Raw genomic sequence first — 24,809 nt, 5'->3', positions numbered from 1 at the left:
CCGCATGGATCAGCGCTGACCATATACGTCAATCCAGGCGAGTCCCGTCTTGGCTCCTGGCGGATGATAGTAGCGGCGGCCAAGGTAAACGCCGTCCACCTCGGTCATCCTGCCACCGGAGGGATGGCTGGCACGAGTGAGCACGGGCTTGCCATTGTAGGTGTGCGTGAGGCTGGGCACGGAAGGCGCGTTGCACGAGACAAGGGTAGTCACGGCGAGGATCGCAAGCAGGGTAGGTTTCATGGTTGGGTGTGTGTTTTAGGTTGGTTGGTTTTGATGAGAGCGGCGGTTAGTCGCGCTCATCAGGTGCTACCCCGCAGGTGTTTCCATCCCTCAAGAAATCCCGGAGAAATCAACCAGTGACATCTGAGACGACTGAACTGGTCTGGGTTTTGCAGCTTTGATTGACCTCTTGCTGCAGCATCCTCGTTTGGAGGCTAAGATCTATGTAAAGTCTCGCAGATGATTGGCACACATTGGCGTCATGCACCGATGAAGATGGTGTCGGAGACTGCCCTCGACCGTTCATTTGGTCGAATGCATGCCCGGTGTGGCACGCATTGCTTCACTCAGCGACTTTGAGAGATCGCACTCTTACAGCAGGCTGCCTTCCTTCCACGTCTCGCCATTCCGCAAGCGCTGAAGATTGTCGAGCGTGGTGCTGGCGATCTGCGCCAGCGCCTCATGCGTCAGAAAGGCCTGGTGAGAAGTGATCAGCACGTTCGGAAAGGTCAGCAGGCGCGAGAGTTCATCGTCCTGCAGCGGACGACCGGAGTGATCCTCAAAGAAGATGCCTTCCTCCTCCTCATACACATCAAGCGCCACGCCACCGAGGTGCCCGGTCTTCAGGGCATCAATCACGGCAGTGGTGTCGATGAGCTTGCCACGGCTCGTATTGATCAAAATGGCTCCACGCTTCATGCGGGACACGGTTTGCTCGTTGATGAGATACTTGGACTGAGGCGTGAGCGGCAGATGCAGGCTCACGATGTCACTCGCCGCCAGCAGTTCATCGAGGGACACATACTGAAGCCCGCAGGAGGCGGCCCACTCCGGTTTTGGAAACGGATCATAGCCCAGCAGACGCACGCCAAAGCCGCAAAAGACCTCGGCGGCCACCTGGCCGATCTTCCCCGTGCCGATGATGCCGACGGTCTTGCCAAACACATCAAAACCCACCAGTCCGTGCAGCGAGAAATTGAGGTCACGCACGCGGTTGTAGGCACGGTGGATCTGCCGGTTCAGCGTGAGCAGCAGCGCCACCGTGTGCTCCGCCACCGCATGCGGCGAATAGGCCGGCACACGCACCACGGCGATGCCATGCGCCTTCGCCGCGGCGAGATCGACGTTGTTAAACCCCGCGCAGCGCAGCGCGATGAGCCGCACACCCAGCCCCGCGAGCACCTCGACGCAGGCCGCGTCCACGCGATCATTCACAAACACGCAAACCGCCTCGCATCCCGCCGCCGAAGCCGCAGTTTCTGCACTCAGGCGAAAGTCGTAAAAATGCCCCTTGATGCCTTGCTCACCGACCGCAGCATCCAGAAAGGCTTTCTGATCATAAGGTTTCGTGTCGTAAAAAGTAACGGCAAGGACCGGCTTCATACTAATCATAAAGTATTCCTGTTATCGCCTTGTCAGGTTTATGGGAGCATCAGCGGCGATGGCGGCGCGGTAGTTGGCCTGGGCTCGGAAGTAATCGGCCTGGGCTTCAACTTCGAGAACCTGTCCGTCGAAGGTGGCCTGCTCGCGGATCTGGAGGGCGAGCAAATCCGTTGCGCCTTGTTTGAGGCGCTCGTTTTCGGCGGCTTCGAGCTGGCGGGCGAGTTCGACATTTCGACGTGTCATCTTGAGGGCGTCGTAGGCAGCGAGGAGGGCGCTATAGCTGTCACGCACGTCAGCGGCGATGCGGTCGCGGGCGAAACGCTTGTCATTGTTGAGGCGTTCGATGAGTGCGTCGGCGACGTCGATGCGGCCTTTGGCGTCGCGACGCTGCAGCGGCAGTTTGAACTCGATTTTGGCTTCAACCTCGTTTTGCTCAATGTCTCGTGGTCGGTTTCCGCCGAGGAATTGACCTGCTTCGATGCCCATGTCGAGATTCGGCAGCAGGTTGTTTTTCGCAAGCTTGCGGTCGATTTCGACCTTCTCGACGAGGAGTTCGATGCGGCGGATCTCGGGACGAAAAACAGCCGCTTTGGCGATGTCGGCGGTGAGCTGGCTTTCATCGAGGCGCGGATGCGGCGGGAAGGCTTTGGGCACGCGATTTCGCTCGGCGATGATAGGCTCGGCTTTTTCCCGGGTGCGGAAGAAGAGCGAAAGCTCGATGGCGGAGGCCTGAAAGCGCCGCAGGGCCTGCACGGTGGCGATTTCGCGGCTGACGACGAGGCGCTGGTTGTCGATCTGCACGATGGGGGCGCTCGCACCCTTCTTCACTTGCTCAGCGATGGCGCTATCGCGGTCTTTGGCGATGCGAAGCAGCTCTTCAGTGATGCTGAGGCGCTGCCCGGCAGCGAGCCAAGTGTAGTAGCTGAGCGTGGCGGATCGAGTGAAGTCGAGGTATTGCCTCAGGATGATGGGATCGGCGAGTTCTTGGTCGATTTGCGCCTGCCAGAGGCTGGCGCGGCGGCGGTCGATGGTGCCATCTCGTAACAGCGGGATGCGAAAGCCGAGCACGCCCTCGCCATCGACGCCGGTGCGCTCTTTGTTGTAGTTCGGCAGGAAGCCGCTGCTCAAGCGGTAGCCGCCATACACGCTGCCGCCCCAGAATGGCAGCGGCTGCTCCAGCATGGCGTAACCGGTTTTGCCATCGTAGTAACCGGCCAGATTCATCGTGCCGCCGGAGTTCAGATTGAGGTCGAAAGCGCCCTGAGCCTGCCGAACACGCCCGTTCGCGATGTCCTGCTCGATCAACGCGGCGAGGTAAGGCGGATACTGCGTCTGCACTGAAGCCAGCACTTCTTGAAGCAGAAGTGGCTTGGGCATTTCGGCGGCTTCCAGAATTGAAGAATGAGAACTGAAAAATGAAAATTGGAAAATGATCAGACGCGTGGCGATCGCGATAGCGTTTTGGAGTGCGCCGGCCCTCCGGCGCTTTCGAACGTCGCTAGTCGCGCGAAAAGCTCCAGAGGGCTTGAGCACTCCAGGGCGCTGCCGAGTGGTTTGAGTGCCAGAGCTTGCCGAGTTCATTATTTCTTCGTGGGATCGAGTTTGCCTTCCTTGTCGCTCACCACGGGTGGGAAGCCGTTGATCTGACGCCAGATTTCAAACCAGAGCGGGACTTCGTTGAGCATGACCCAGGCGTTGGCACGGGCTCCTTGGCGCAGCCAGCGGTCTTTGTCAGGCCAGCCGACGGTAACGGGGCCGTTGCCATCGCCGCGATCGACGATGTCGTCGCGGGGGCCAACGACAATGCGGAATTTGCCGGTGCCGTCATCGGTGGCATCGACGAAGACGACTTCGCCACCAAAGGTGCCGATGGCGAGCTGCGGCCAGCCGATCATCTGCACGGCGGGCCAGCCTTCAAAGGCGATACGAACGGGGCTGCCGGACTCGCCGTCTTTACGCGGATGGATGAGAGGCATGTCATTTCCATCGACCATGATTTCGACAAAGCGGCTGTCGGTTTCAGGAATGATGACGCAGATGAGCGAGCCGGGCCGCAGGTAGGTGCCATCGGTGGCCTCGACAGCGAGGACGATGCCATCGCGAGGCGACTCGACGACTTGCCGGAGGTTTTGATTGATCTGCACGTCGATAACCGAGAGGTCGCGCTCAGCGGTGGCCACCTCGCTCAGGGCGGTGCCTTTGGAGGCGTGGGTAGAGGCGATGGTGGCATCGAAGTCATTGCTGGTGCGCTTCAGGGCGGCCTCGGATGATTTCAGCTCGGCGATGGTCGAGTCCCGCGAGAGTGTGGCGAGTTCAAAGTTGCGCTGAGACTCGAGTTTCTTCTCAAAGAGGTCCTTCGTGCGGTTGTAATTCAACTGCGAGGTCTCGGCGGCGATCTTGGCACCGGCGACTCGCTGCTCCGCTCCGTCGATGGCCTGTGCTTTGGCGAGTTCCTGCTGTGTGATCTGCGCGGTGAGCGACTCGACGCGTCCATTGGCGAAGTCGCGACGGCTTTCGATGGCCTCGCGCTGTGCTTTGAGGTTATTGAGGAGATTCGGGTCGTTGTCCTGGATCTCGACGATGAGCTCGCCCTTCTTCACACGCTGGCCCTCATTGACGTGCAGGTGCTTCACGCGCCCCGCGACTTGCGCTTCAATATTGATGCGGCGGTCAAGAGGATTGAAGGCGATCACGCGGCCCGCACCTGAGACAAACTGCCGCCATGGCAGCCACATGATGCCGATGACAAAGGCGATGAAGGCCACCACCAGTAGGCGGCTGAAGATCCGCGTGAATTTCGCGCTGCCAGCGAGGCTCAGCGCGGGCAGCGATGGCACAGAGTAAGTGGAGGCGTGGCTCATGAGCGGGATTGCAAGCGTTGTGTTTCTGAGTGCGAGGCGGTGCCGTCGTTCAAATGACAAGGCGCTAGCTCGATGATCTGATCGCAGCGCTTCGTGACGTCATGATCACGCGTGGCGAGAATGACGGTCCAGGGGAGCGAAGGATCGAGGATGGCGGTTTCGAGCAGCTTGAAGGATTCGTCGTCGAGGCTGTCGAAGAGTTCGTCGATGAGCAGAAGCCGCGGACGCTGCACTAGGGCGCGTGCGAGGATGAGGCGTGTGCGCTGATTGCCGCTGAGCGGAGCGCCGCCAACCTTCAGACGCAGATTCAGCCCTTCAGAACGATGAAGCAGCACGTCGAGCAAGCCCACGCGCTCCAGCACAGCGCGAATTTCATCGAGACCGACATCGACACGGCCCAGACGCAGGTTTTCGATGACGGTGCCATCGACGATTTCATTGCGGCGCAGCAGCATCACGCTTTCACGCAGCGCCTCCAGATACCAACTGCGCAAATCGAGGCCGTCGATGCTGATGTGCCCTTCCGTGGGCTGGCGGAGGCCGAAAAGGATGTCCAGAAGCGAACTGGCTCCCGAGCCATGCGGCCCGATGATGGCGACGCGGCTGCCTGACGTCACGGTGAAGTTCTTTTTGGCGAAAAGCGGCTCGTGGTAGCCGAACGAGATCTCGCAAGCACTCACCGCCGCGCCGCTCTCGCGTGTGGTGGGCTGCTCGCCGTCCTCACGCTCGATTTCGAGGTCGAAGATGTGGCCGAGCTTGTCCATGGCGGCCATGGCGTCATACCAGGCTTCGAGTTTTTTGCCCATCTTTGCCATGGAGGCCACGATGGTGCCCATGATGAGTTCCGAGGCCACAAGCTGGCCGAGTGTGATCTGCTGGCTCACAACGAGCCAGCCGCCGAGCACCAGCAGCGCGGCGCTGGCGATCACGCTGAGTACTAGCAGGCCTACAATCTGCCGCATGACGATGCGGAAGTGGCCGGAGCGGCGGTTCAAATACTCGGTGGCGAGCTGGTTGGCACGGTCGTAGGCCAGATTGTAGCCGCCGGGGCCTTTGAAAAGGAAGGGAAAGGCAGCGATCTCCTCAAACCAGTTCACCACATCGTATTTCATGCGTGATTCGGCGATGGAGGTATCCACCGCGCCTTTGCCAAGCAGCCAGGTGAAAATAACGATGAGCACGAGCAGCACGGCGACAAAGAGCAGCAGCACCGGATGATAAAGGGCAAGCAGCAGCATGCCGATAAGGCTGCCGAAGACGAGATTGATGCCATCCAGCAGCAGCAGCGAGGTGCTCTTCTGCGCCGTGACGACATCAAGGAAGCGGTTCACCAACTCCGGCGCATGCACATCATCGAGCGCCTCCGCTTTCACACGCGGCAGCCGGTAGGCGAGGTCCGCCGCCGTGCGGACAAAGATGCGGCGCTGGATGATATCAGATATGTAATATTGAAAGCCGCTGACAATCGCTTGAAGCCCCAAGGCACCAAAAAGCGCAAAAGCCAGGATCACGATGGCCTGCACATACGGCCGAGATTGCCCGCCGAAGGCTAGGTTACTCACCACGGCATCCACTGCCAGCGGTGCAGCCAGATAAAGCAAACCGGCAAACACAGAGAAGATCAGCAGAGTGACGATGTCGCCACGCTCGGCCTTCAGCAGACGGAAGAAACGCCGCTGGGGACTGACATGTGGCGTGTGGCTGTGATTGTTGCCATGATCAGAGCCATGCGTATGAGCCTCCTGCTCCACAGCCGCATGCACGCTCATCTCGTGCGCCGGACGCTCAGGATGCACGATGCCAGCCTCGACCACATCATTCATGCTTTGCAGCCCCAGCAGGCGCAGCAGCTCGCTCCTCCTCAAGGTGAGACGATGTGTGGGATGATCCCCGTCCGCGATGCGCACGCGGAACCAGCCCGCAAAGGTCACCACCACCCAGCGCTGATCTTTGTCTGACCAGATCACCACCGGCATGTCGTGATGCGCCCGCCACACCACCTCCGCCAGCGGCAGCCGCACCGGGGAAACATGCATATAGACCTCAGCAGCCGCCGCGACGAGCTGAGCCAAAGGGTCGGCTTCAACCCTTGTGGCATTCTGCACCGCCACACGAGCCCGCTCATGGTCATATTCGCTGCCAGTGATGGCAGCGAGCTGGGCAAGCAGGCTGGTAGATGGCAATGTGTTTATAGGGGGCATTGGGAGGTGCGGATTGTGACGCAGAATGATACTTTGACGATTTCGATGTTTCAAAGCATTGATTCGAGAATATCTCATGAATGAGCCTCACCTCAATTACCACCACTTGCGCCTATTTTGGGAAGTCGCTCGTGCTGGGAGCCTCCGCGCCGCAGCGTCTCGGCTAAACCTCTCTCAACCAACGATCAGCGCCCAGATCAAAGCACTGGAGACCAGTCTCAGCGAGCAGCTTTTTGACCGCACGGGGCGTGGATTGAAGCTTACCGTGCAGGGGCGACTCGTGATGGAATGCGCGGCGGAGATTTTTTCCCTCGGCACGGAGATGGTGAGGTCGCTGCACGGACAGGGAAGCGCCCGGAATCTGCGCCTGAACATCGGCATCACCGATTCACTGCCGAAACTCGTCGCCTGGCGGCTCATCCGTCCGGCGATCAAGGCCTTTCCCAATTTGCAGCTCTCCTGCGCGGAAGGTCACGCGCAGGAATTGCTTGGCTCGCTGGCGGCAGGCAGGCTTGATGTCGTTTTGTCCGACGAGGCCGCGCCTTCTTCGATGCCGGTAAAGGCCTTCAATCACCTGCTCGGCGAATCTCCCGTCGTTTTCTGTGCCGTGCCGACCCTAGCCAAAAAGCTGAGCACGAACTTCCCCGCGTCACTCAAAGACGCCCCTGTCCTCCTTCCCGCCAGCCGCACAGCCTGGCGGCACGAGCTAGATCGCTGGTTCGACTCTCACAGCATCCGTCCGCACATCGTGGCGGAGTTTGATGATGCCGCGCTGATGAAAACGGCAGCATCGGACGGCATGGGCATCGCTCCCATCGCGGCTTCTGTTTTGGATGAAGCGGTGGATCGCTACGGCCTGAAGCCAGTCGGTCGTCCGGTGCGCTGCGGCTTTTCCTGCTACCTCATCACCTTGGAGCGGGCCATGCGGCATCCGGCGCTGGCGGTGATCGCTGGGGAGTCGAAGGATGTGTTTAAAGCGAAGCCGGGGACGAAGTAAGTGGTTCACATCCCTGCGAAATGTGTGACTCCCATCCACCAAGATGGCAGTCAGAATAGCCTGCCGAAGGGATAGATGTAGATCTCATTTGCATCTTCTATGTCTTTGAGAAGGTAATTGCACCAATCTAAACCAACCCATCTTTCATGAACCTCCGTCGCGACCTCCCCGCCTCTCTAGTTGTCTTTCTCGTCGCCGTGCCGCTTTCGTTGGGGATTGCGTTTGCCTCGGGGGCTCCGATCATCGCCGGGCTTATCGGCGCGGTGGTGGGTGGGATTGTCACGGGCTTGCTGGCGGGGTCGCCGCTCCAGGTCTCGGGACCGGCGGCGGGTTTGACGGTGGTGGTGGCTGGGCTGGTACAGCAGTTTGGCTGGGAAACGATGTGCCTCATCACGGCCTGCGCGGGCGTGGTGCAGTTGCTGCTCGGCTGGTTCAAGGTGGCGCGTGGGGCGCTGATCATCGCGCCGTCCGTGGTTCACGGCATGTTGGCGGGCATTGGCATCTCAATCGCGCTGGCACAGATCCACGTCGTGCTCGGCGGATCGCCTCAAAGCTCGCCCGTGGTGAACCTGCTCGGCATTCCGAAGCAGCTCGGGCTCGTGAACACGCAGGCGGCTATCCTCGGCTTCCTCACCATCGCCATTCTCATCGTGTGGAAAAAGCTGAAGGCACCTGCGCTCAAAGCCATCCCTGGGCCGCTCGTGGCGGTGGTGATAGGCACGGTCGTTTCCATCGTGATGAAAATGGACGTGAAGCGTGTGGACATGCCGGAGACGTTTGAGCTAACGAAACTCGCCCCGCCTGCGCATTGGGGGCCGTTTATCACCGCCGTGCTCACGGTGGCGATCATCGCCAGCATCGAGTCCCTGCTTTGCGCGGTGGCCACGGACAAGCTGCACAGCGGCGTGCGCTCCAATCTCGACAAAGAACTGCGCGCTCAAGGCGCGGGAAATCTCGTCTCCGGCCTGCTCGGCGGCTTGCCGATCACCGGTGTGATCGTGCGTTCGTCCGCCAACATCATCGCGGGCGGTGCCAGCCGCTGGTCGGCCATTTTTCATGGCGTGTGGATTCTGCTCTTCGCGCTGTTTCTCGGTGGTTTGATCGAAAGCATCCCGCTGGCGGTGCTGGCGGGCCTGCTGGTGCATGTGGGTATCAATTTGGTGAACCTGCACCACATCAAAGAGCTAACGAAGCATAACGAAATCCTCATCTACTGGGTCACCGTGCTCGGCGTGACGTGTGTGAATCTCCTCGCCGGTGTCGGCATCGGCCTGGGCCTCAGCGTCTTCTTCCTGCTGCGCCGTCTCTCGAACACGGACGTGCAGATGGAGCAGCGCGAGGGCAAATGGCATGTGAAGATCGGCGGCACGCTCACCTTTGCCTCCGTGCCGAGGCTGAACGGCGAGCTTTCCTCCATTCCTCCCGGCCACAACGTGGACATCGACCTCGCCGTCGATTTCATCGACCACGCCGCCTTTGAAGCCCTGCACGGCTGGCGTGAAAACCACGAAAAAACCGGTGGCCACGTCGATATCGACGAGACCCACGAGGAATGGTACAAGCCCGCCAAAGACGGCACGCCGAGGAGGGGCAAATCGCTGCCCACGACAGCGAAGTAAGCCTCCCCTTGAACCTGCTCTTTGCCTGCTTGACCGGCCTTGTTCATGGGTCTCAAGGTTTTGAGCGGCCGACTTGCTTTGGCAGCTTGTCGAGTTTGTAGCGCTGGATCTTGTATTGCAGGGCACGGCGGCTGATGCCGAGGGTTTTGGCGGCTTCTTCGCGGTTGGAGGTGACCTTGAGCAGCGTCTGGCGGATGAGCTCGGCCTCGACCTGGGCGAGCGTCATGCCGGGCTGAATGGCGATGGCGTGCGGCTCGCGTTTGCCCTGGTGCATGGAGGGCGACAGATCGTCCAGGCCGATGGCGGCATGAGGCACGGTGACCACGAGACGCTCAACGAGATTACGCAACTGCCGGACATTGCCCGGCCAGCGCAAGGTCTGAAACAGGCTCACCACCTCGGCTTTGAATTTCTTCGGTCGCCGACGGTGCTTGGTGCAGAAATGGTCCGTGAAGGTTTTCACCAACGACGCGATGTCCTCCGCCCGCTCGCGCAGCGGCGGCATGCAGATGGAGACGATGTTGAGACGGTAAAACAGGTCCTCACGAAACAAGCCGCCGGTAACGGCCTCGGCTTCCAGATCTTTGTTCGTGGCGGCAATGATGCGGGCGGTGGCACGCTCGACTTTTTGACTGCCCACCGGGCGGTAGGTTCCGTCTTCCAGCACGCGTAGGAGGTCGCCCTGGCCTTTGCGTGAGAGGTCGCCGATTTCATCCAGGAAGAGCGTGCCGCCCTGGGCGAGTTGGAAGCGGCCTTTACGGTCGCCGACGGCTCCGGTGAAGGCACCGCGCACATGGCCGAAGAGCTCCGCCTCGATCAAGTTCTCAGGCAACGCGGCGCAGTTCACAGCGATGAAGGGCTGCGCTTTGCGGCGGCTCTTTTCATGAATGGCACGCGCGACGACCTCCTTGCCTGTGCCGCTTTCTCCCTCGATGAGCACGGTGACATCGGTGGGTGCGATCTGCCGGATGAGACGGTTGATCTCTCTCATCGCAGCGCTGCTGCCCGCAAAGATGTCAGGATCAGAGCGGCGGCGCAGGCGCTGTTTGATCTGCTGGTCCTCGGCCACGAGCGACTGATGATCCAGCGCCTTGCGCACCGACTCGAGGAGCAGCGCCGGTGAGATGGGTTTCGAGATGTAATCAAAAGCCCCTTTGCGCATGGCCTCCACGGCGGTGTGGATGGTGCCTTTGTCGCTGAGGAAGATGAACTGAGTGTCCGGGGTGATGCCACGCACCTTTTCCATCAGTGCGACCGCGTCGATGCGTTGAGCGTCGAAGGATTTGACCACGACGTTGAACAACTCGCCGGCGGCCAGGTTCAGCGCGTCGCTTTCGTGCGAGGCCACGGAGACCTTGTAGCCGACTTTGGCTAAAACATCACGAATGACGCGAGCGGAGGCCGCATCGCGATCCAGGACGAGGATGTGGATGTTGGAGAGTTCCATGTGCCGCGAACAAAGCCTGCACTTGGCTAAGACCTCAAGTGCATATTCTGCACAAATGCCTGTTTCTCGAAAATCATCCCCAAACAGGCATGCGGCTGGAAGCCTTGAGCCACAAGGGCTGGAGCGTCAGCAAGGCCACCTGGCCCCTGAAATGCATTGTCAGAGACTGCCATGCTTAAATCCTCCTTCCAACGCACTTCATCCCCCCGCATCCAGTCCGACAGCGAGTTTCTGCATTCACACAAGGACCAGGACTTTGATCAGGTCTATCCCGAGGCCATCGGCAGGCTGTCCATCTGCCACTGGAGTCCGGTTCACGTCTGCCGCACCGCCGCGCAGCTTCTCGTGGTGGAGCCTGGCACACGCGTGCTGGACATCGGCTGCGGCCCCGGAAAATTCTGCATCATCGGCGCCACGGCGACGAAAGGTCAGTTCACCGGCGTGGAGCAGCGGGGGAAGCTGGCGCGGATCGCTCAGGACGTGGTGAGAAAGCACGATGTCTCGCGTGTGAACATCGTGCATGGCAACATCCAGGACGTGAGCTTCCGCGACTTCGACGCCTTTTATCTCTTCAATCCGTTCGAGGAGAACATCCTGCCTTCGCTGAGGATCGACTACGACGTGGAGCTGGAGCCACGACTTTACACCGACTACACGACGCATGTGCAGCAGCAGCTCATGCGGATGCCAATGGCCACACGCGTGGTCACCTACTGCGGCGACAGCACGGAGATTCCCGACTGCTACGCCTGCGTGAAAACCGCCTTCAACGAGAAACTGAAGCTGTGGGTGAAAAAACACCCGGCTCCAGACCACGCCCGGGTTGCTGCCAGCCAGCCGGATGATCACAGCAGTTCCTCCCTGATGGGCGGCGGCAATTTTGCCATCGCATGAAGTCCTGCTTCTCCTGGGTGGAAGTCTTCCACCGTCCCATGACCGAATCTCCACCCGCCACACTCCCACAACCCGCAGCACGCTCCAAACGCCAACCCACCATGAAACAAATCGCCACACTCATCGAAGATCTCGTCCAGCTCACCGAGCTGGACGCCACCAAACGCCGCCTGGATGCCAAGTCGTCGGAGTTCAAGAAACTCACCCTGGAGGCTGAAGGCGTTCGCGAGCGACTGCCCACCGCCATTCTTCATCACTACGACCTCCGTGTGTCCAAAGGCAGGCGTGGCGCGGCCAAGGTGCGCAACGGCACCTGTGGCGGCTGCCATCTTTCACTGCCCAGCGGCCAGCTCTCCGATCTGCGCCGGGATGATATGGCCCTGCAGGTCTGCGGCAATTGCAGCATTTTCATTCTTCCCGAAGATCCGAAGCCTCAAGAAGCGCCTCCGCCTGCCGCAGAGGAGTCTGCGCCCAAGCCGCAGCCGCGAAAACGCAAAATCAAAGCCATCGCCTAGCCATGAAATCCTCCCGCTCTGAATCCTTCATGCCCAAGTCCATCTTGAGCCTGCGGGACTACAGCCTGAGGAAATTCATCGCGGACCTCATCGCCGGACTTACCGTCGGCCTTGTCAGCCTGCCTCTGGCGATGGCGTTTGCCATCTCCTCAGGCGTGCTGCCGCAGGCGGGCATTTACACGGCAGTCATCGCCGGGTTCCTGATCTCAGCGCTCGGAGGATCGCGCACGCAGATCGGCGGACCGACGGGGGCTTTTGTCGTGGTGGTGGCCGGAATCGTGGCAAAGCACGGCATTGACGGCCTTTACATGTGCACGCTGATCGCGGGCGTGTTGCTCATGATCCTGGGCCTCACAGGACTCGGCACGGCGATCAAATACATCCCGCGGCCGGTGGTGATCGGCTTCACGAACGGCATCGCGGTGTTGATCGCCAGCACGCAGATCAAGGACTTCTTTGGTCTTCAAATCGACAAGGTACCCGGCGAGTTCCTCGGGCGCATGGAGGCGATTTTTGAGCACTGGGGCACGCTTTCGCCCGCAGCCACGGCGGTTTCGTGCCTGTCTCTCGGTGTGCTCATCGTGTTCATGAAGTGGATCAAGCGCGTGCCCGGCTCCATCGTCGTGCTGCTGCTCGGCACAGCCATCGCATGGGGCTTTCATCTGCCGCTGGAGACCATCGAGACCCGCTTTGGCGGCATTCCCGCCGGGTTGCCTCAGTTTGCCATCCCGACTTTCCGCTTTGATCTCATTCTGCCGCTGCTCTCGCCCGCGCTCACTGTGGCGATGCTCGGAGCCATCGAATCGCTGCTCTCCGCCGTCGTCGCGGATCGGATGTCGGGCGACAAGCACAAGCCGAACGTCGAACTCTTCGCGCAGGGCGTGGCAAACGTGATGTCGCCGCTGTTTGGCGGCCTGCCAGCGACGGGAGCCATCGCCCGCACAGCCACAAACATCCGCTCCGGCGCACAGACCCCCGTGGCAGGCATGATTCACGCGCTCACGCTGCTGCTCATCCTGCTCGTCGCCGCACCGCTGGCAAAACACATCCCGCTGACCGTGCTGGCCGCCATTTTGATGATGGTGGCCTACAACATGGGCGAGTGGGCCGAGATCCCGGACATCCTCAAGCTCAGCAAGGCCGACATCGCCGTGTGGTTCATCACCTTCAGCCTCACGGTGCTGGCGGACCTCACTGTGGCAGTGGAGGCAGGCATGGTCATGGCGGCGCTGCTTTACATTGTGAAGGTCACCGGCTCCACCACCGTCGCCCGCGTCACGCCGGAGTACGTCGAGGCCGGCTTCTCCCACAGCCTGCAAATGAACCCGCTGCCCGAAGGCGTGGCCGCCTACCGCATTCATGGCCCGTTTCTCTTCGGTGCCACGGACAAACTCAGCGTCATCGAAGAAGAGTTCGACACACTCCCAGCGGTGGTCCTGCTGCGCCTGCGCAACATGACCGCCATCGACGCCACCGGCCTGCACGCGCTGGAGCACCTGGCTGAACGCCTCGTGGCCTCAGGCCGCCACCTCATCCTCTGCGGCATGCGGTCGCAGCCTGCCAAACTCATGACCCAGGCCGATTTCCATCAGCACATCGGCGGGGAGAACATCTGCCCAAGCCTCAAAGCCGCCATCGAGCGGGCACGGGAGATTCTGAAAGCAACTCCCCCTGTCCGGGGCTGAATTTACCCTGCGGAGGGGATGGCGTTTCGAGGCGTGGATCGGGTTAGTATCATCAATGTCTCACACCGCCGAACCCGCCCTCGTTCATCCGACTACAGCCTCGGTGGTTGATTATCATCCGCACCCGCCGAAGCGGAAGAAGCCGCTCGCGAGTGATCTCCTCATCGCGGAGAAGGCGAAGAAGCCAGCCATCTTCACGCTCGAAAATCTGCGTCGCGATGCGCTGGCTGGAACGGTCACTGGTCTGGTCGCTGTGCCGCTCACGGTCGGCATCTGCCTCATGTCGGAGTATCCGATTCAGACTGGCTTGCTCACCGTGGTTTTCGCCTGCGTGATCGGCTTCGTCACCTTCCTGTTCAAGCCGGGCAACTACGTCGGCACGCCAGGCGTCGCAGCGGGCCTGGCACCCGTGCTGGCATTTTGCGTCCACAAATTCGGCATGGAAAACATGCCCTTCCTCATTTTCTGCACCTCGATCATGCAGGCGGTCGCATGGAAGTTCAATCTTCAGCGCTTCGTCATGAAGGTGATTCCGGTCTATTTGGTCGAAGGCCTGCTCGCGGGTATCGGACTCAAGACGGCGCTCAAGTTCCTGCCTTACACCTACGGCATTCTGGGCGAGGGTCACGAGTGGATGAGCATGGAGCGGATCAAAATGATGGGGCTCTCGCTCGCCACTCTCATTCTCTTCCTGCATCTGTTCGGGAAGTACAAGGCCAAGCTTCCTGCCGTTCCGTATGTCGCAGTGATCGTCTTGGGCGTCGTCTGCGGCATCTACATGGAGGTGCCGATGCTCCACATTGAGCTTTCACCCATCAAGCTGGCGATGCCGATTCCAGATTTCAATGTTCTGCCTCCCAAGATGCTGGTCGAGATCATCGCCTATGCGTTTATGCTTTGCTTGATCGATGTGATCGAGCAGGTGCTGAGCAATGCTGCGATCGAAAAACTTGATCCACTCGGACGCCCGGCAAACTCCAACAACAGTCTTTTCACGATCTGGCTCGCCAATCTCGGTTCCAGCTTCTTCGGCGGCATGACGAACCTCGACGGACTTCAGGCCTCCGCCACCAATGCCCTGGCAGGTGCCGTCACCAAGGTCTCCAACCTGTTCACCGCGTTAGTGCTCTTGGTTTTCTTGATCGAACCGCACTGGCTGGCTCACCTGCCGTATTTCGCGCTCGCGGTGCTGATGGTTTTTACTGGTTGGCGGATGATCGCAGGATTGGTGCATGTCGCGTCCCACGGTCCGTATGCGCTGCTACTGGCATTGTTTTGCGGCATCCTGACCTACGTCGTGGGTATCATGGAAGCATTGATCATTGTGCTCGTGGTGCACCTGTTCATCAACTTCGTTATCTTCCGCCACGACCACATACCGTTGATCGAGATTCTGAAAAAGTTCGCTCATAAATTTGGCGAGGACGTCGATCCGCGCAGCACGGACACCATGCTCGTTCACAAGGACAAGCAGATCGGCGGCCTGCGCTTCAGCACCATCAGCCACAATGCCGCCGACAAGAAGAACCTGACCGAGTTCATCAACGACTGGGCTTTTGGCGTCAACAATCACAGCCTGCCTGCCGTCGTCGGCTGCTACGACATGAACGGCCTGCTCTGGGGCACCTTCGCCAAGGAGCTGCGTGAAGGCCACCACAAGATCAAAGGCTACTTCGAGCATCTCTTTGAACTGGAAGACGTGCATGTGAAATTCGAGACCGGCGAGGTGCGCCAGTACAAGGAAATCCACATCCAGTCCGGCAAATACGTCTTCACCTTCAAGCGCAAGAAGGAACTCATCAGCGTGCCCGCCCGCTACTCCTTCGTCTGCAAAAAGGAAAAGACCGGCTGGTTCATCCTTGAGCACCACTCCTCCGAATTTCCCGCCTGATTTCATCTCCAGACATCGCCTTTCCAAAAAACATCCAACATAATCAAGTCCCATGATCCCCGCCGCCGTCATCCTCATCGTTCTCATCCTCCTCAGCGCCTCTGTCATCAAACAGGGGCATGTGGGAGTCGTCACCCGCTTCGGCAAATACCAGCGCCTCATGCTGCCGGGCCTCAACTTCAAGCTGCCGTTGCTTGAGGGTGTCTATAAAAGCATCTCCACGCAGAACCAGTCCATCGAACTCGAATTCGAAGCCATTTCGCTCGACCAAGCCTATGTGAACTTCAAATCGCTCATCGTGTACTCCGCCCAGGACGCCGGTGAAGAGACCATCAAGAAGATCGCCTTCCGCTTCATCGACGAAAAGAGCTTCATGCAGACCCTCGTCCGCAGCGTGGAGGGCAGCATCCGCTCCTATGTGGCGAACAAAAAGCAGGCCGAAATTCTCGTGCTTCGCTCCGAAATCATCGGTGCCGTGAAGGATCACCTCGAAGAAGCGCTCAATAGCTGGGGCTTCCACCTTCTCGACCTCCAGATCAACGACATCTCCTTTGACGAAGCCATCATGCGCTCCATGTCGCAGGTCGTCAGCAGCAACAACATGAAGGCCGCCGCCGAAAACGAAGCCCAGGCCCAATACCTCATCAAAACCCGCGCCGCCGAGGCCGAAGCCCGTGCCATCCGCGTCAAAGCCGAGGCCGAAAAAGAAGCCTCCGAACTCAAAGGTGCCGGCAACGCCCGCTTCCGCGAGCAAGTCGCCGAAGGTCTCGCCAATGCTGGCAAAACCATGCAGGCAGGCGACGTTCCTCCCGGCTTCATGCTCTTCACCATGTGGCTCGACGGCATGAAATACGTCGCCGAGCACGGCAAAGGCAACGTCATGTTCTTCGACGGCTCCAACGAAGGCATGGAGCGCACCATCAAGCAGATGCAGGCGCTCAAGACGCTCGACAAACGCTCGCTCGAAGGAGCGGCGCATTCGTGAGAGGGGGGCATTGGCAAGAATCTTTGTTTACAGGTTAAAGATGTGACCTCATAAACTTTGGGATGCAGCTTTCCATCCCAGTTCTCGTCTTCCTCCTCATTGTCACCAGTTGCAGTCTTCCGCAGCGGCCTGCCACGGCACCCCAGGCACCGGTCATGCCAAATGCCACGCAGGTGCTCTCCAACCTGAAGCAAGGGAACCAACGCTTTGCCAGCCACATGCAAAAGCATCCCGACCAGGGCGGGAAGCGTGTCCATCAGCTCGCGCAAGGGCAGCATCCCATCGCCACCGTGCTTGCATGCGCTGATTCACGCGTGCCGCCGGAAATCGTCTTTGATCAGGGCCTCGGTGATTTGTTTGTCGTCCGTGAGGCCGGCCATGTGGCCGATGACGCCACTCTAGGCAGCATCGAATATGCGGTGGAGCACCTGAAGACGCCGCTCATCGTCGTTCTCGGTCACGAAAGCTGCGGCGCTGTCACTGCGGCCGTTGATGTGATGGATTCGCATCAGCCAGCGGGTGGGCACATCGAGCTGCTGGTCGAAGACATCCGCCCCGCCGTTCAGGAGGCGGGCACCCACGGCTCGCGTGAATCGCGTATCGCCCGGGCGGTCACCGCCAATGTGAAACTGGTCATGGGCCAACTCACCCGAAATGACGCTGCGCTCGCCAAAGCGGTGCGTGCGGGAGCTGTCAGAATTGTGGGTGCCGTGTATGACCTTCACACAGGCCGAATCACCTGGCTTTGATCATGAGCCTCCGCCAACACGCTTTCGACCAATGAAAAACGCCCTGCTTTGCCTCATCGCTCTCGTTCGCGTCGCTTCCGCTGCCGATCACACCGAGTCCAACAGCAACCTCTGGCTCAACTACGTCGGCGATCATCCGCTCTTCGGCACCAAATGGGGCCTGCATCTCGAATCCCAGTTCCGCCGCTCCGACTATGGCGAGCACTGGCAGCAGCTCCTGCTGCGCCCCGGCCTCAACTACACCATCAGCCCCCATCTGACTCTCTCTGCCGGTTATGCCTGGGTCGAAACCTATCCCTATGGCGACATCCGCGTCCCGCAGGACTTCCCCGAGCATCGTTTCTGGGAGCAGGCCGCCATCACCCACAAGGCGCTCGGCCTCGACTGGGTTCATCGTTTCCGCCTCGAACAACGCCGCATCGGCGAGGTCAGTGCCCTCACCGGCGACGTGACCAACTGGCGCTATGAAAACCGCATCCGCTACATGCTGCGCACCACCATCCCGCTCAGCGATGACAAAAAATGGTACCTCGCTCTCTGGGATGAAGTCTTCTTCAACTTCGGCACCAACGTCTCGATGAACTACCTCGACCAAAACCGCGCTTTCATCGGCATCGGGCGTCAGTTGAACGACACCACCAAGCTTGAGATCGGCTTCATGGAGCAAACCGTTCAGCGCCGGGGCGGCGCGGTGTGGGAGAACAATCACACCGTCAGCGTCTGGCTCACGTCGAAGTGGCCGCTTCGGTTTTGACCGGCACCACGGCCTCAATGCGCACGCCATGAGGCTGCGCGGCTGACACATTCAATTCACCACCGCACTGTCGTGCTCTCGCCCGCATGCCGACCATGCCGAGGCTCGGGGGAGATTCGGTTTCCTCGGCAGGCAGGCCTTTGCCGTCATCAACGATGCTGAGACGGATGTGCCTGTCTTCGAGAGCGAGCTGGATGGTCACGCGAGATGCCTCGGCATGACGTGCGATGTTGGTCAGCGCCTCCTGGGCGATGCGGAAGAGATGCGTCTCCGTTTCGTCCGCGAACCGGCCGGGGCAGGTCGAGTCACAGTCCACCTTGATCCGGGTGCGTTGGGCAAATTTTTCCGCCAGCCAGCGCAGGCCGGCTTCGAGGCCGAAATCATCGAGAATGACCGGGCGCAGCAGTTGGGAAAGCTCGCGCACATTGGCGATGGATTCATCGACGAGATGCAGGCAGTCCGTGCGAAGCGCATCAAGATCGCGTGTGGCACCTTTGGTTAAATTCGACCTCACGGCGGCGAGTGACTGGCCGAGTTCATCATGCAGCTCATGCGAGAAGCGCCGCGCGGCCTCCTCCTGCGTTTGCAGCATGTGCCAGGAGACGCGGTTGAGCTCGTCGGACTGCCAGCGGATGCGCTTGAGGCTTTTGCGCGTGAACCCGACCGTCAGCAGGGCGCAAATGGCCGCCAGGATGAAGCTGGCGCCGAGCAGCAGCGCCGCGTCATCGCCGAGTTCCTGCGATTGCCGCTCGATCTCGCGCTCCGCCGCCGCGAGCCGGCCGGAACTGGCCTGGATGAGCTTGTTCACGAGTGCGACGACGTGGTCGTGATGTTCGAAGAGTGACTCCAGATTTTCACGCGGCACGGACGCGTTCGTCTCCAGCACGCGATGCGCCTCACGCGTGAAGGCTTTGACGCTGGCCTCCAGATCACGCCACAGCGCCTCCCCCGCCGCCGCCCGCGCCTCCACAGACAGGCGGGCGAGCTGGCGGTCGCTCTCATCCAGGTCTCGGAGCAACGCCGCATGATCCGGCTGCCGGGGCTGAAGTTGTGCGATTTGATGCAGCACCTCGGTCATTGCATTTTCCTCCATCTGCACGTCATGCACGAGCCGTGCGATGAGAAGCTGATCACGCGCCAGCGCCGCCACACTCTGGCGGATGCGCTGGCTCTGCCGCACCGCGATCAGCCCTGCCGCGCCGAGCAGCGTCATCACCAGCACGAACCCCAGCGCCAGCACGCGCAGCAGGTTGCTCTCGGTGATGCGAAAGACGGTGAAACGCATGACGGATCAATCGATGAGACCATTGCGGATCGCGAAGCGCACCAGCTCGCCGATGGAGTGCAGATTGAGCTTTTCCATGATGCGTCCGCGATGCGCCTCGACGGTGTACACACTCAAACCGAGGGCTGTGGCGATCTCCTTGTTGGTCTTGCTCTCGGCGATCATCTGCAACACCTCGCGCTCGCGTGGGGAGAGCAGGTCGATGGGATTCGTGACGTGTTTGCGGTAATCATCGAGCACCGCGTCGCTCACCTCGGGGCTGAGCCAGCCTTTGCCCACGGCCACGCCACGCACGGCGGCCAGCAGCTCTTTTTCATCGCAGTCTTTGAGCAGGTACCCCTTCGCGCCAGCACGAAGCATCTCACGCACATACACGCCGTCTTTCTGCATCGAGAGAGCCAGGATGCGGGTCTTGGGCAGCAGCTTCGTGATCTGCCGCGCGGCCTCGATGCCGTTGAGCTCCGGCATCGTCACGTCCATCACCACGACATCAGGCGTGAGTTTTTCCGCCATCTCGACCGCCTCGCGGCCGTTTGAGGCCTCGCCGACGACTTCCATGTCCCACTGCGCGGCGAGGATCATGCGGAAACCGTTGCGAACAACACCGTGATCATCGGCCAGAAGGATGCGGGTCTGTTTGGTGGGCATGATGAATGCCAACGTAGGCGAGGCAGGCCAAAGATCAAAAAACAGCGGGACATTTCGATGAACGGCTTCATCGTCCGCCGATGAATCACGCCGACCTCAGCCGTGTGCTCAGGCACGCCGCGTCCGCCACGCCACCGACGGCCCCCGCGCCGTTGGAGAGCGCGATCATGGCGCGGGTGCGGGTGGACGACGTCCGTGCCCGACGCTGGCGTTCGTTTGTGAGGTGGCTGTTGATTGCGACCACAGCCTCAGGCCTGGGAGCGGCGTGCCTGGTAGGATGGTCCCAGGCGTCTCGTGACAAGACCCACTCCAGGCCGCCGGTGATGTCGTTGTTTCAAGAAGGAACGCCATGATGTCCTCACGACTCCAATGGATGCTGCTCTCGGTGTTGCTTTCCTGCGTGCTGGCTGGCGTGGCGGCGTGGCTTGTCACCGACTGGGCGCTGCATCGGCATGGTGAAAGTCATGCGCACAACCATGAGGAACAAGATTTCCACACCTGGATGCACGAGCATCTCGACATCACACCCGAGCAGCATGCGAAACTGGAGCCCATTGAGGCGGAGTTCGAGGTGGAGCGCACGCGTCTCAAAAACGACATCCGCACCGCAGGAGCGGAACTCGCCACGACCATCGGCGCGACCAATGTGAACGATGCGCGGCTCAAATCAGCCTTGGAACGGCTCAACAAAAGCCAGGGCGATCTACAGCGCCTGACGCTGGATCATTTCTTTGCGATGAAACGCTACCTGAGGCCGGCACAGGCTGAAAAACTGGTGGAATGGACCCATGACAGCCTTGCCCGCCAGCCTTGACCTCCTGCTGACTGTGCCGCCGGATGCCACCGCGTCCGAGAACGACCTGGAAGCCCTGAAAATCCGCGCCGCGCAGGCCGGAGACATGGCGGCGTTCGAATGGATCGTGCGGCGTCATGAGCAGCGGGTGTTCGCCTTTTGCTGCCGCTGGCTGCGCTGCACCGAAGACGCGCGCGAGGTGTGTCAGGACGCGTTTGTGCGGGCCTGGCAGGCGCTGCCAGAGTTTGAGGGGCGCTCGCGACTTTCCACATGGCTGTATCAGATCGCGCTGAATTTGTGCCGTGACCGGTCCAAGAGCCGCGTCATTCGTCAGCGTGACCAGACAACCCTCTTGGACGAAATCGCGGAGCCTCCCGCCTGCCCGAAGCCTTGCCCAGGCACAAGCGCGGAGTTGCGTGGTGAGATGGAGAAACTCGACCGTGGACTGGCCATGCTGCCTGAAAAGCTGCGAGCAGCGTTGATTCTCGTCGCGATGGAGGGATTGAACCAAAAAGAATGCGCGGAAGTCCTGGGCTGCTCGGTGCGCGGCGTGGAGGGCCGCGTACACCGCGCCCGGCAGATGCTTGTGGAGTGGTGGAATGAAGTTCCTTGAGCCTTTCGGGCTCCGCAGGTTTTCACAGCGGGCAATTTGTGGGGTCTCCGCAGTCCTGTCGTCCCAAAAGGCGACAACCACTCCTCCCGAATGCCCCTGCCCCGTCTGCTCCCCGTCTCCGCCGTCGTATTGCTGCCGATTTTTCTGCACGCGCAGGCTCCCGCCGAGCCACAGCCCACCGAGCTGGGAGAGATCGTCATTGAAGGCAAGGCGGAGAGCCTGATCGGTACCGCGACCTCGGCGTCCAAGGGACAGACGAGCACCAAGGAGCTGCTGGAACGGCCTTTCTCCCGCCGTGGAGAGATGCTGGAGAGCATCCCCGGCGTCATCATCACGCAGCACAGCGGGGACGGGAAGGCGAACCAGTTCTTCGTGCGCGGGGCGAACCTCGACCACGGCACGGATTTTCTCATCTACCTCGACGGCATGCCGGTGAACTTCCGCAATCACGCGCACGGCCAGGGCTATGCCGACATCAATTTCATCATCCCTGAACTGGTGGGCGAGTTGGAGTACTGGAAGGGCAATTATTATGCGCAGCATGGCGATCTGAGCTCCTCGGGCGCGGCGCGCTTCAAGCTGGTGGATGAACTACCGCAGGGCATTCTTACCTCGACCTGGGGCGAGTATGAATTCTCCCGCACACTGATCGCAGACACGATCCAGGCGGGAGAAGGAAAGTTGACGATGGCGCTGGAGCATCAGTTCTACAACGGCCCGTGGGCCTTGAACTCCGACGCCACACGCTGGAACGGCCTGCTGCGCTGGCATTGGGAGGACGGCACGGACAAGATCAACATCACCGCCATGGGCTACCAGGGCGACTGGATGTCCACCGACCAGGTGCCGCAACGCGCCATCGACGACGGCACCACCACCCGCTTTGGCTTCATGGATGCCACCAACGGCGGCCACTCACGCCGCTACAGCCTGGCCTTCGACTGGACGCATGAGGAAGGCCGCACCACCACGCGCACGAGCGCCTACGCCGGCTACTACGACCTCGACCTGTTCTCCAACTTCACCTACTTCCAAAACAGCCTGGCCCGTGGGGATCTGCTGGGGGACCAGTTCGAGCAGCAGGACCAGCGCTGGTTCTTCGGCGGCGAGCTTGCCCGCGACTGGCGCTTTGACGCGCTGGGCCATGAGCAACGCTTCACACTCGGCGTGCAACTGCGCGGCGAATGGATCAATGGCATCGGCCTCTACAACACCACGAGCCGCGACCGCTTCAACGTGGTGCGCAAGGATGACATCTTTCAGTCCAGCTACGGCCTGTTCTCGGAGTTCGAGTTCAAACCGCTGGACTGGCTGCGCGTCATTCCCGGCGTCCGCGGAGATTTGATCCACTCCGACGTGCAGCAAAGCACGCTGCCGGAAAACGCGGGCACGCTCTCGAAGGGCATCGTCAGCCCGAAGCTCAGCGTGATCTTCGGCCCGTGGGCGGACACGGAATTTTATCTGAATGGAGGGCTCGGCTTTCACAGCAACGACGCCCGTGGCGTGAACATCGTGACCGATCCCGCCACAGGTGGTGGAGCGAACCGTGTTGACCCGCTGGTGCGCACCTACGGTGCAGAGTTCGGCATCCGCAACGAATCCATCTCCAAACTGGTGAACACACTCTCCTTCTGGCTGCTGCGCAGCGATTCGGAGCTGATTTACGTCGGCGATGCCGGGAACACCGAACCGGGGCCGGGATCGCAGCGTTACGGCGTGGAACTGGCCAGCTACTGGCGGCCCACCGACTGGGCTATGGTGGACTTTGAGGGCACCTGGACGGACGCGCATCTGCGCACGGAAAATCCTCCCAGCCAGGACATCCCCGGCTCGATCCCCTACACGATCAATGCTGGCATCACGCTCGGCAAAGCGGAGGGTTTCTTCGGCTCCCTGCGAGGACGCTACTTCGGCCGCCGCCCGTTGAACGAGACCCAGGACATTCAAGCGCTGGAATCCTTCCAGGTGAACGCACGCGTGGGTTATCGTCGCAAGAACTGGGAGATCGCCGTGGACTGCCTGAACCTGCTCAACCGCAGCGACAACGACATCGAGTACTTCTACTCCAGCCAGCTCGCCACCGAGGCCGCCCCCGTCGAGGACCGACACATCCACCCCATTGAGCCCCGCATGCTGCGCGTGTCGGTGACCTGGCGGTTCTGATGATGCGCCACAGACGCGGGGCCATCACGGTCTTGCCCCCATCCTGGCTTGAATCCGCCTGAAGGCGGATCTGAGAGCCTGAATCTGTGAGCACCATGTCGTGAAACCTCACCCCGAGGAACCCGCCATGCTTGCATTTTGAAAACATCTTCCAGACAAACAACTGACACACTCGACTTTGCTCATTTTTCAGAATTGTCGCATGGTTGAGTTGTGAAAACGACATCACCCCCTGCGCGATCCGCTTCTGAGCTCCTCGGAACTCCCGCCTCCAAAGGCCGCCGTGGTTGCCTCCCCCTCGCCGCTTTCCTCCTGCTGGCTTTCGCAGCCCAGAGCCAGGCGGTCACAACCCTGGTGTCGAACCCCTACCCCTATTACCGCCCTCTGGGACAACCTCCCGGTCTGACCTACGGCATCGCGGGGATGTATCGCATCGACCCCACCAGCAGCCCGGACCCTTTTCAAGCAGCCACCATCGCAGGCACCAATCTGAACGTGGACAATGCCTTCCCCGGCGGCATCGGCGTGCTCTCTCCTGACACGGGCCATACGGGAATCGGTTTGTACACCGGCGCCGCCCCCACCCAATCCACTGGCCTGTTCATTCAATTCGACCAGCTCGTATTGAGCGACGGCCTCAGCGTAAGCCTCGGCAATTTCGGCGTGAACTCGCTCACCGGCGGCTTCGACCCAGGCCGTGTCGCCCCGATGCTCTCCATCTATGGCACCGGTGCCACCCTGCTCGGCACCTTCGACGCCCAGGCCATGCTGGACGCCAACGCCATGACCCTGCTCACCTCGAGCAACCCGCTCGATGCCAGCTACAACCCGTTCTTCCAGGTTGATACTTGGAAGTTGGATCTCGACGCCTTGATCGGCCCTTCCGCGCAGGTCAAGGGCTTCGCCTTGGGCGCGGACCTCGACAATGGCAAGGGGCTGGCAACCGCCCGCAACAGCAATCCTTACTACCTCATCTCGGTGGAGGCCTGTGCCTGCGCACCCGTGCCGGAGCCCGGCTCCGCCCTGCTCGTTCTCTCCGCCGCACTCGGCGCGACCATCATCCGCCGTCGGCGGCTCTGATCAAAAACGGGCCGCAACACCCGG

At 60.6% G+C, this 24,809-nt stretch carries 21 protein-coding genes; 13 read left to right on the top strand and 8 right to left on the bottom strand.

Annotation, left to right across the window (positions count from 1 at the left end; translation table 11 throughout):
• Positions 1-9 precede the first annotated feature (9 nt).
• The 5 genes from ACILSI_RS15385 to ACILSI_RS15365 form a co-directional block, all read right to left on the bottom strand.
• Positions 10-243, bottom strand: a complete 234-nt coding sequence (locus ACILSI_RS15385; RefSeq protein ID WP_395722780.1) for a hypothetical protein — start codon at positions 241-243, stop codon at positions 10-12.
• Between the two features lie 351 nt (positions 244-594).
• Positions 595-1,605 carry a 2-hydroxyacid dehydrogenase gene (locus ACILSI_RS15380; RefSeq protein WP_395722779.1) on the bottom strand — a complete coding sequence of 337 codons (1,011 nt, stop codon included), beginning with the start codon at positions 1,603-1,605 and terminating at the stop codon, positions 595-597.
• Positions 1,606-1,626: 21 nt separating this feature from the next.
• Complete coding sequence (locus ACILSI_RS15375) at positions 1,627-2,982, bottom strand: TolC family protein (protein ID WP_395722778.1); 1,356 nt, start codon at positions 2,980-2,982, stop codon at positions 1,627-1,629.
• Positions 2,983-3,185: 203 nt separating this feature from the next.
• Positions 3,186-4,466: an HlyD family secretion protein gene (locus tag ACILSI_RS15370; protein WP_395722777.1), complete on the bottom strand. Its 1,281-nt coding sequence runs from the start codon at positions 4,464-4,466 to the stop codon at positions 3,186-3,188.
• Positions 4,463-6,667, bottom strand: a complete 2,205-nt coding sequence (locus ACILSI_RS15365; protein WP_395722776.1) for a peptidase domain-containing ABC transporter — start codon at positions 6,665-6,667, stop codon at positions 4,463-4,465. Before ACILSI_RS15365 ends, ACILSI_RS15370 begins: the two co-directional genes overlap by 4 nt.
• Positions 6,668-6,743: 76 nt before the next feature.
• Between ACILSI_RS15365 and ACILSI_RS15360 the strand changes: the two genes are divergently transcribed.
• Together ACILSI_RS15360 and ACILSI_RS15355 are read left to right on the top strand one after the other, a co-directional pair.
• Positions 6,744-7,664 (top strand): LysR family transcriptional regulator, encoded by a 921-nt coding sequence (locus ACILSI_RS15360; RefSeq protein WP_395722775.1) that lies wholly within the window; start codon positions 6,744-6,746, stop codon positions 7,662-7,664.
• A 146-nt stretch (positions 7,665-7,810) separates the two neighbouring features.
• Positions 7,811-9,283, top strand: a complete 1,473-nt coding sequence (locus ACILSI_RS15355; protein WP_395722774.1) for a SulP family inorganic anion transporter — start codon at positions 7,811-7,813, stop codon at positions 9,281-9,283.
• Positions 9,284-9,335: 52 nt separating this feature from the next.
• Here the strand turns inward: ACILSI_RS15355 and ACILSI_RS15350 are convergent, their stop codons facing one another.
• Positions 9,336-10,730 carry a sigma-54-dependent transcriptional regulator gene (locus ACILSI_RS15350; protein WP_395722773.1) on the bottom strand — a complete coding sequence of 465 codons (1,395 nt, stop codon included), beginning with the start codon at positions 10,728-10,730 and terminating at the stop codon, positions 9,336-9,338.
• 171 nt (positions 10,731-10,901) lie between these two features.
• Between ACILSI_RS15350 and ACILSI_RS15345 the strand changes: the two genes are divergently transcribed.
• From ACILSI_RS15345 to ACILSI_RS15315, 7 genes are all read left to right on the top strand, one after another.
• On the top strand, positions 10,902-11,624 hold the full coding sequence (locus tag ACILSI_RS15345) for a class I SAM-dependent methyltransferase (protein WP_395722772.1): 723 nt from the start codon (positions 10,902-10,904) through the stop codon (positions 11,622-11,624).
• The gene (locus tag ACILSI_RS15340) at positions 11,621-12,139 is read left to right on the top strand and encodes a hypothetical protein (protein ID WP_395722771.1); all 519 of its coding nucleotides are present in this window, start codon (positions 11,621-11,623) and stop codon (positions 12,137-12,139) included. The genes ACILSI_RS15345 and ACILSI_RS15340 overlap by 4 nt, the downstream gene beginning before the upstream one ends.
• A 2-nt stretch (positions 12,140-12,141) precedes the next feature.
• Positions 12,142-13,824, top strand: a complete 1,683-nt coding sequence (locus ACILSI_RS15335; RefSeq protein ID WP_395722770.1) for a SulP family inorganic anion transporter — start codon at positions 12,142-12,144, stop codon at positions 13,822-13,824.
• A gap of 55 nt (positions 13,825-13,879) precedes the next feature.
• On the top strand, positions 13,880-15,715 hold the full coding sequence (locus tag ACILSI_RS15330; protein WP_395722769.1) for a SulP family inorganic anion transporter: 1,836 nt from the start codon (positions 13,880-13,882) through the stop codon (positions 15,713-15,715).
• Between the two features lie 52 nt (positions 15,716-15,767).
• Positions 15,768-16,700, top strand: coding sequence for an SPFH domain-containing protein (locus ACILSI_RS15325; RefSeq protein ID WP_395722768.1), 933 nt, complete (start codon positions 15,768-15,770; stop codon positions 16,698-16,700).
• Between the two features lie 62 nt (positions 16,701-16,762).
• Entirely contained in the window at positions 16,763-17,449 is a 687-nt protein-coding gene (locus ACILSI_RS15320; RefSeq protein WP_395722767.1) for a carbonic anhydrase, read from the top strand.
• Between the two features lie 31 nt (positions 17,450-17,480).
• Complete coding sequence (locus tag ACILSI_RS15315; protein ID WP_395722766.1) at positions 17,481-18,203, top strand: DUF2490 domain-containing protein; 723 nt, start codon at positions 17,481-17,483, stop codon at positions 18,201-18,203.
• Here the strand turns inward: ACILSI_RS15315 and ACILSI_RS15310 are convergent.
• Together ACILSI_RS15310 and ACILSI_RS15305 are read right to left on the bottom strand one after the other, a co-directional pair.
• A complete protein-coding gene (locus ACILSI_RS15310) occupies positions 18,175-19,488 on the bottom strand; it encodes an ATP-binding protein (protein ID WP_395722765.1) in 1,314 nt (437 codons plus the stop codon). The genes ACILSI_RS15315 and ACILSI_RS15310 overlap by 29 nt on opposite strands.
• Before the next feature lie 6 nt (positions 19,489-19,494).
• Positions 19,495-20,136, bottom strand: coding sequence for a response regulator (locus tag ACILSI_RS15305; protein ID WP_395722764.1), 642 nt, complete (start codon positions 20,134-20,136; stop codon positions 19,495-19,497).
• A 349-nt stretch (positions 20,137-20,485) separates the two neighbouring features.
• Between ACILSI_RS15305 and ACILSI_RS15300 the strand changes: the two genes are divergently transcribed.
• The 4 genes from ACILSI_RS15300 (at position 20,486) to ACILSI_RS15285 (ending at position 24,785) form a co-directional block, all read left to right on the top strand.
• The gene (locus ACILSI_RS15300) at positions 20,486-20,950 is read left to right on the top strand and encodes a periplasmic heavy metal sensor (RefSeq protein ID WP_395722763.1); all 465 of its coding nucleotides are present in this window, start codon (positions 20,486-20,488) and stop codon (positions 20,948-20,950) included.
• Positions 20,925-21,542, top strand: coding sequence for an RNA polymerase sigma factor (locus ACILSI_RS15295; protein WP_395722762.1), 618 nt, complete (start codon positions 20,925-20,927; stop codon positions 21,540-21,542). Before ACILSI_RS15300 ends, ACILSI_RS15295 begins: the two co-directional genes overlap by 26 nt.
• Positions 21,543-21,632: 90 nt before the next feature.
• Complete coding sequence (locus ACILSI_RS15290) at positions 21,633-23,705, top strand: TonB-dependent receptor (protein WP_395722761.1); 2,073 nt, start codon at positions 21,633-21,635, stop codon at positions 23,703-23,705.
• 354 nt (positions 23,706-24,059) lie between these two features.
• Entirely contained in the window at positions 24,060-24,785 is a 726-nt protein-coding gene (locus ACILSI_RS15285; RefSeq protein WP_395722760.1) for a PEP-CTERM sorting domain-containing protein, read from the top strand.
• The last annotated feature ends 24 nt before the right edge of the window (positions 24,786-24,809 follow it).

It is taken from the genome of Prosthecobacter sp. (assembly GCF_044232965.1).
In the GTDB taxonomy this organism is placed as follows: domain Bacteria; phylum Verrucomicrobiota; class Verrucomicrobiia; order Verrucomicrobiales; family Verrucomicrobiaceae; genus Prosthecobacter.
Note: the sequence above shows the minus strand (reverse complement) of the source record. Positions and strands in the feature narration are given on the sequence as shown.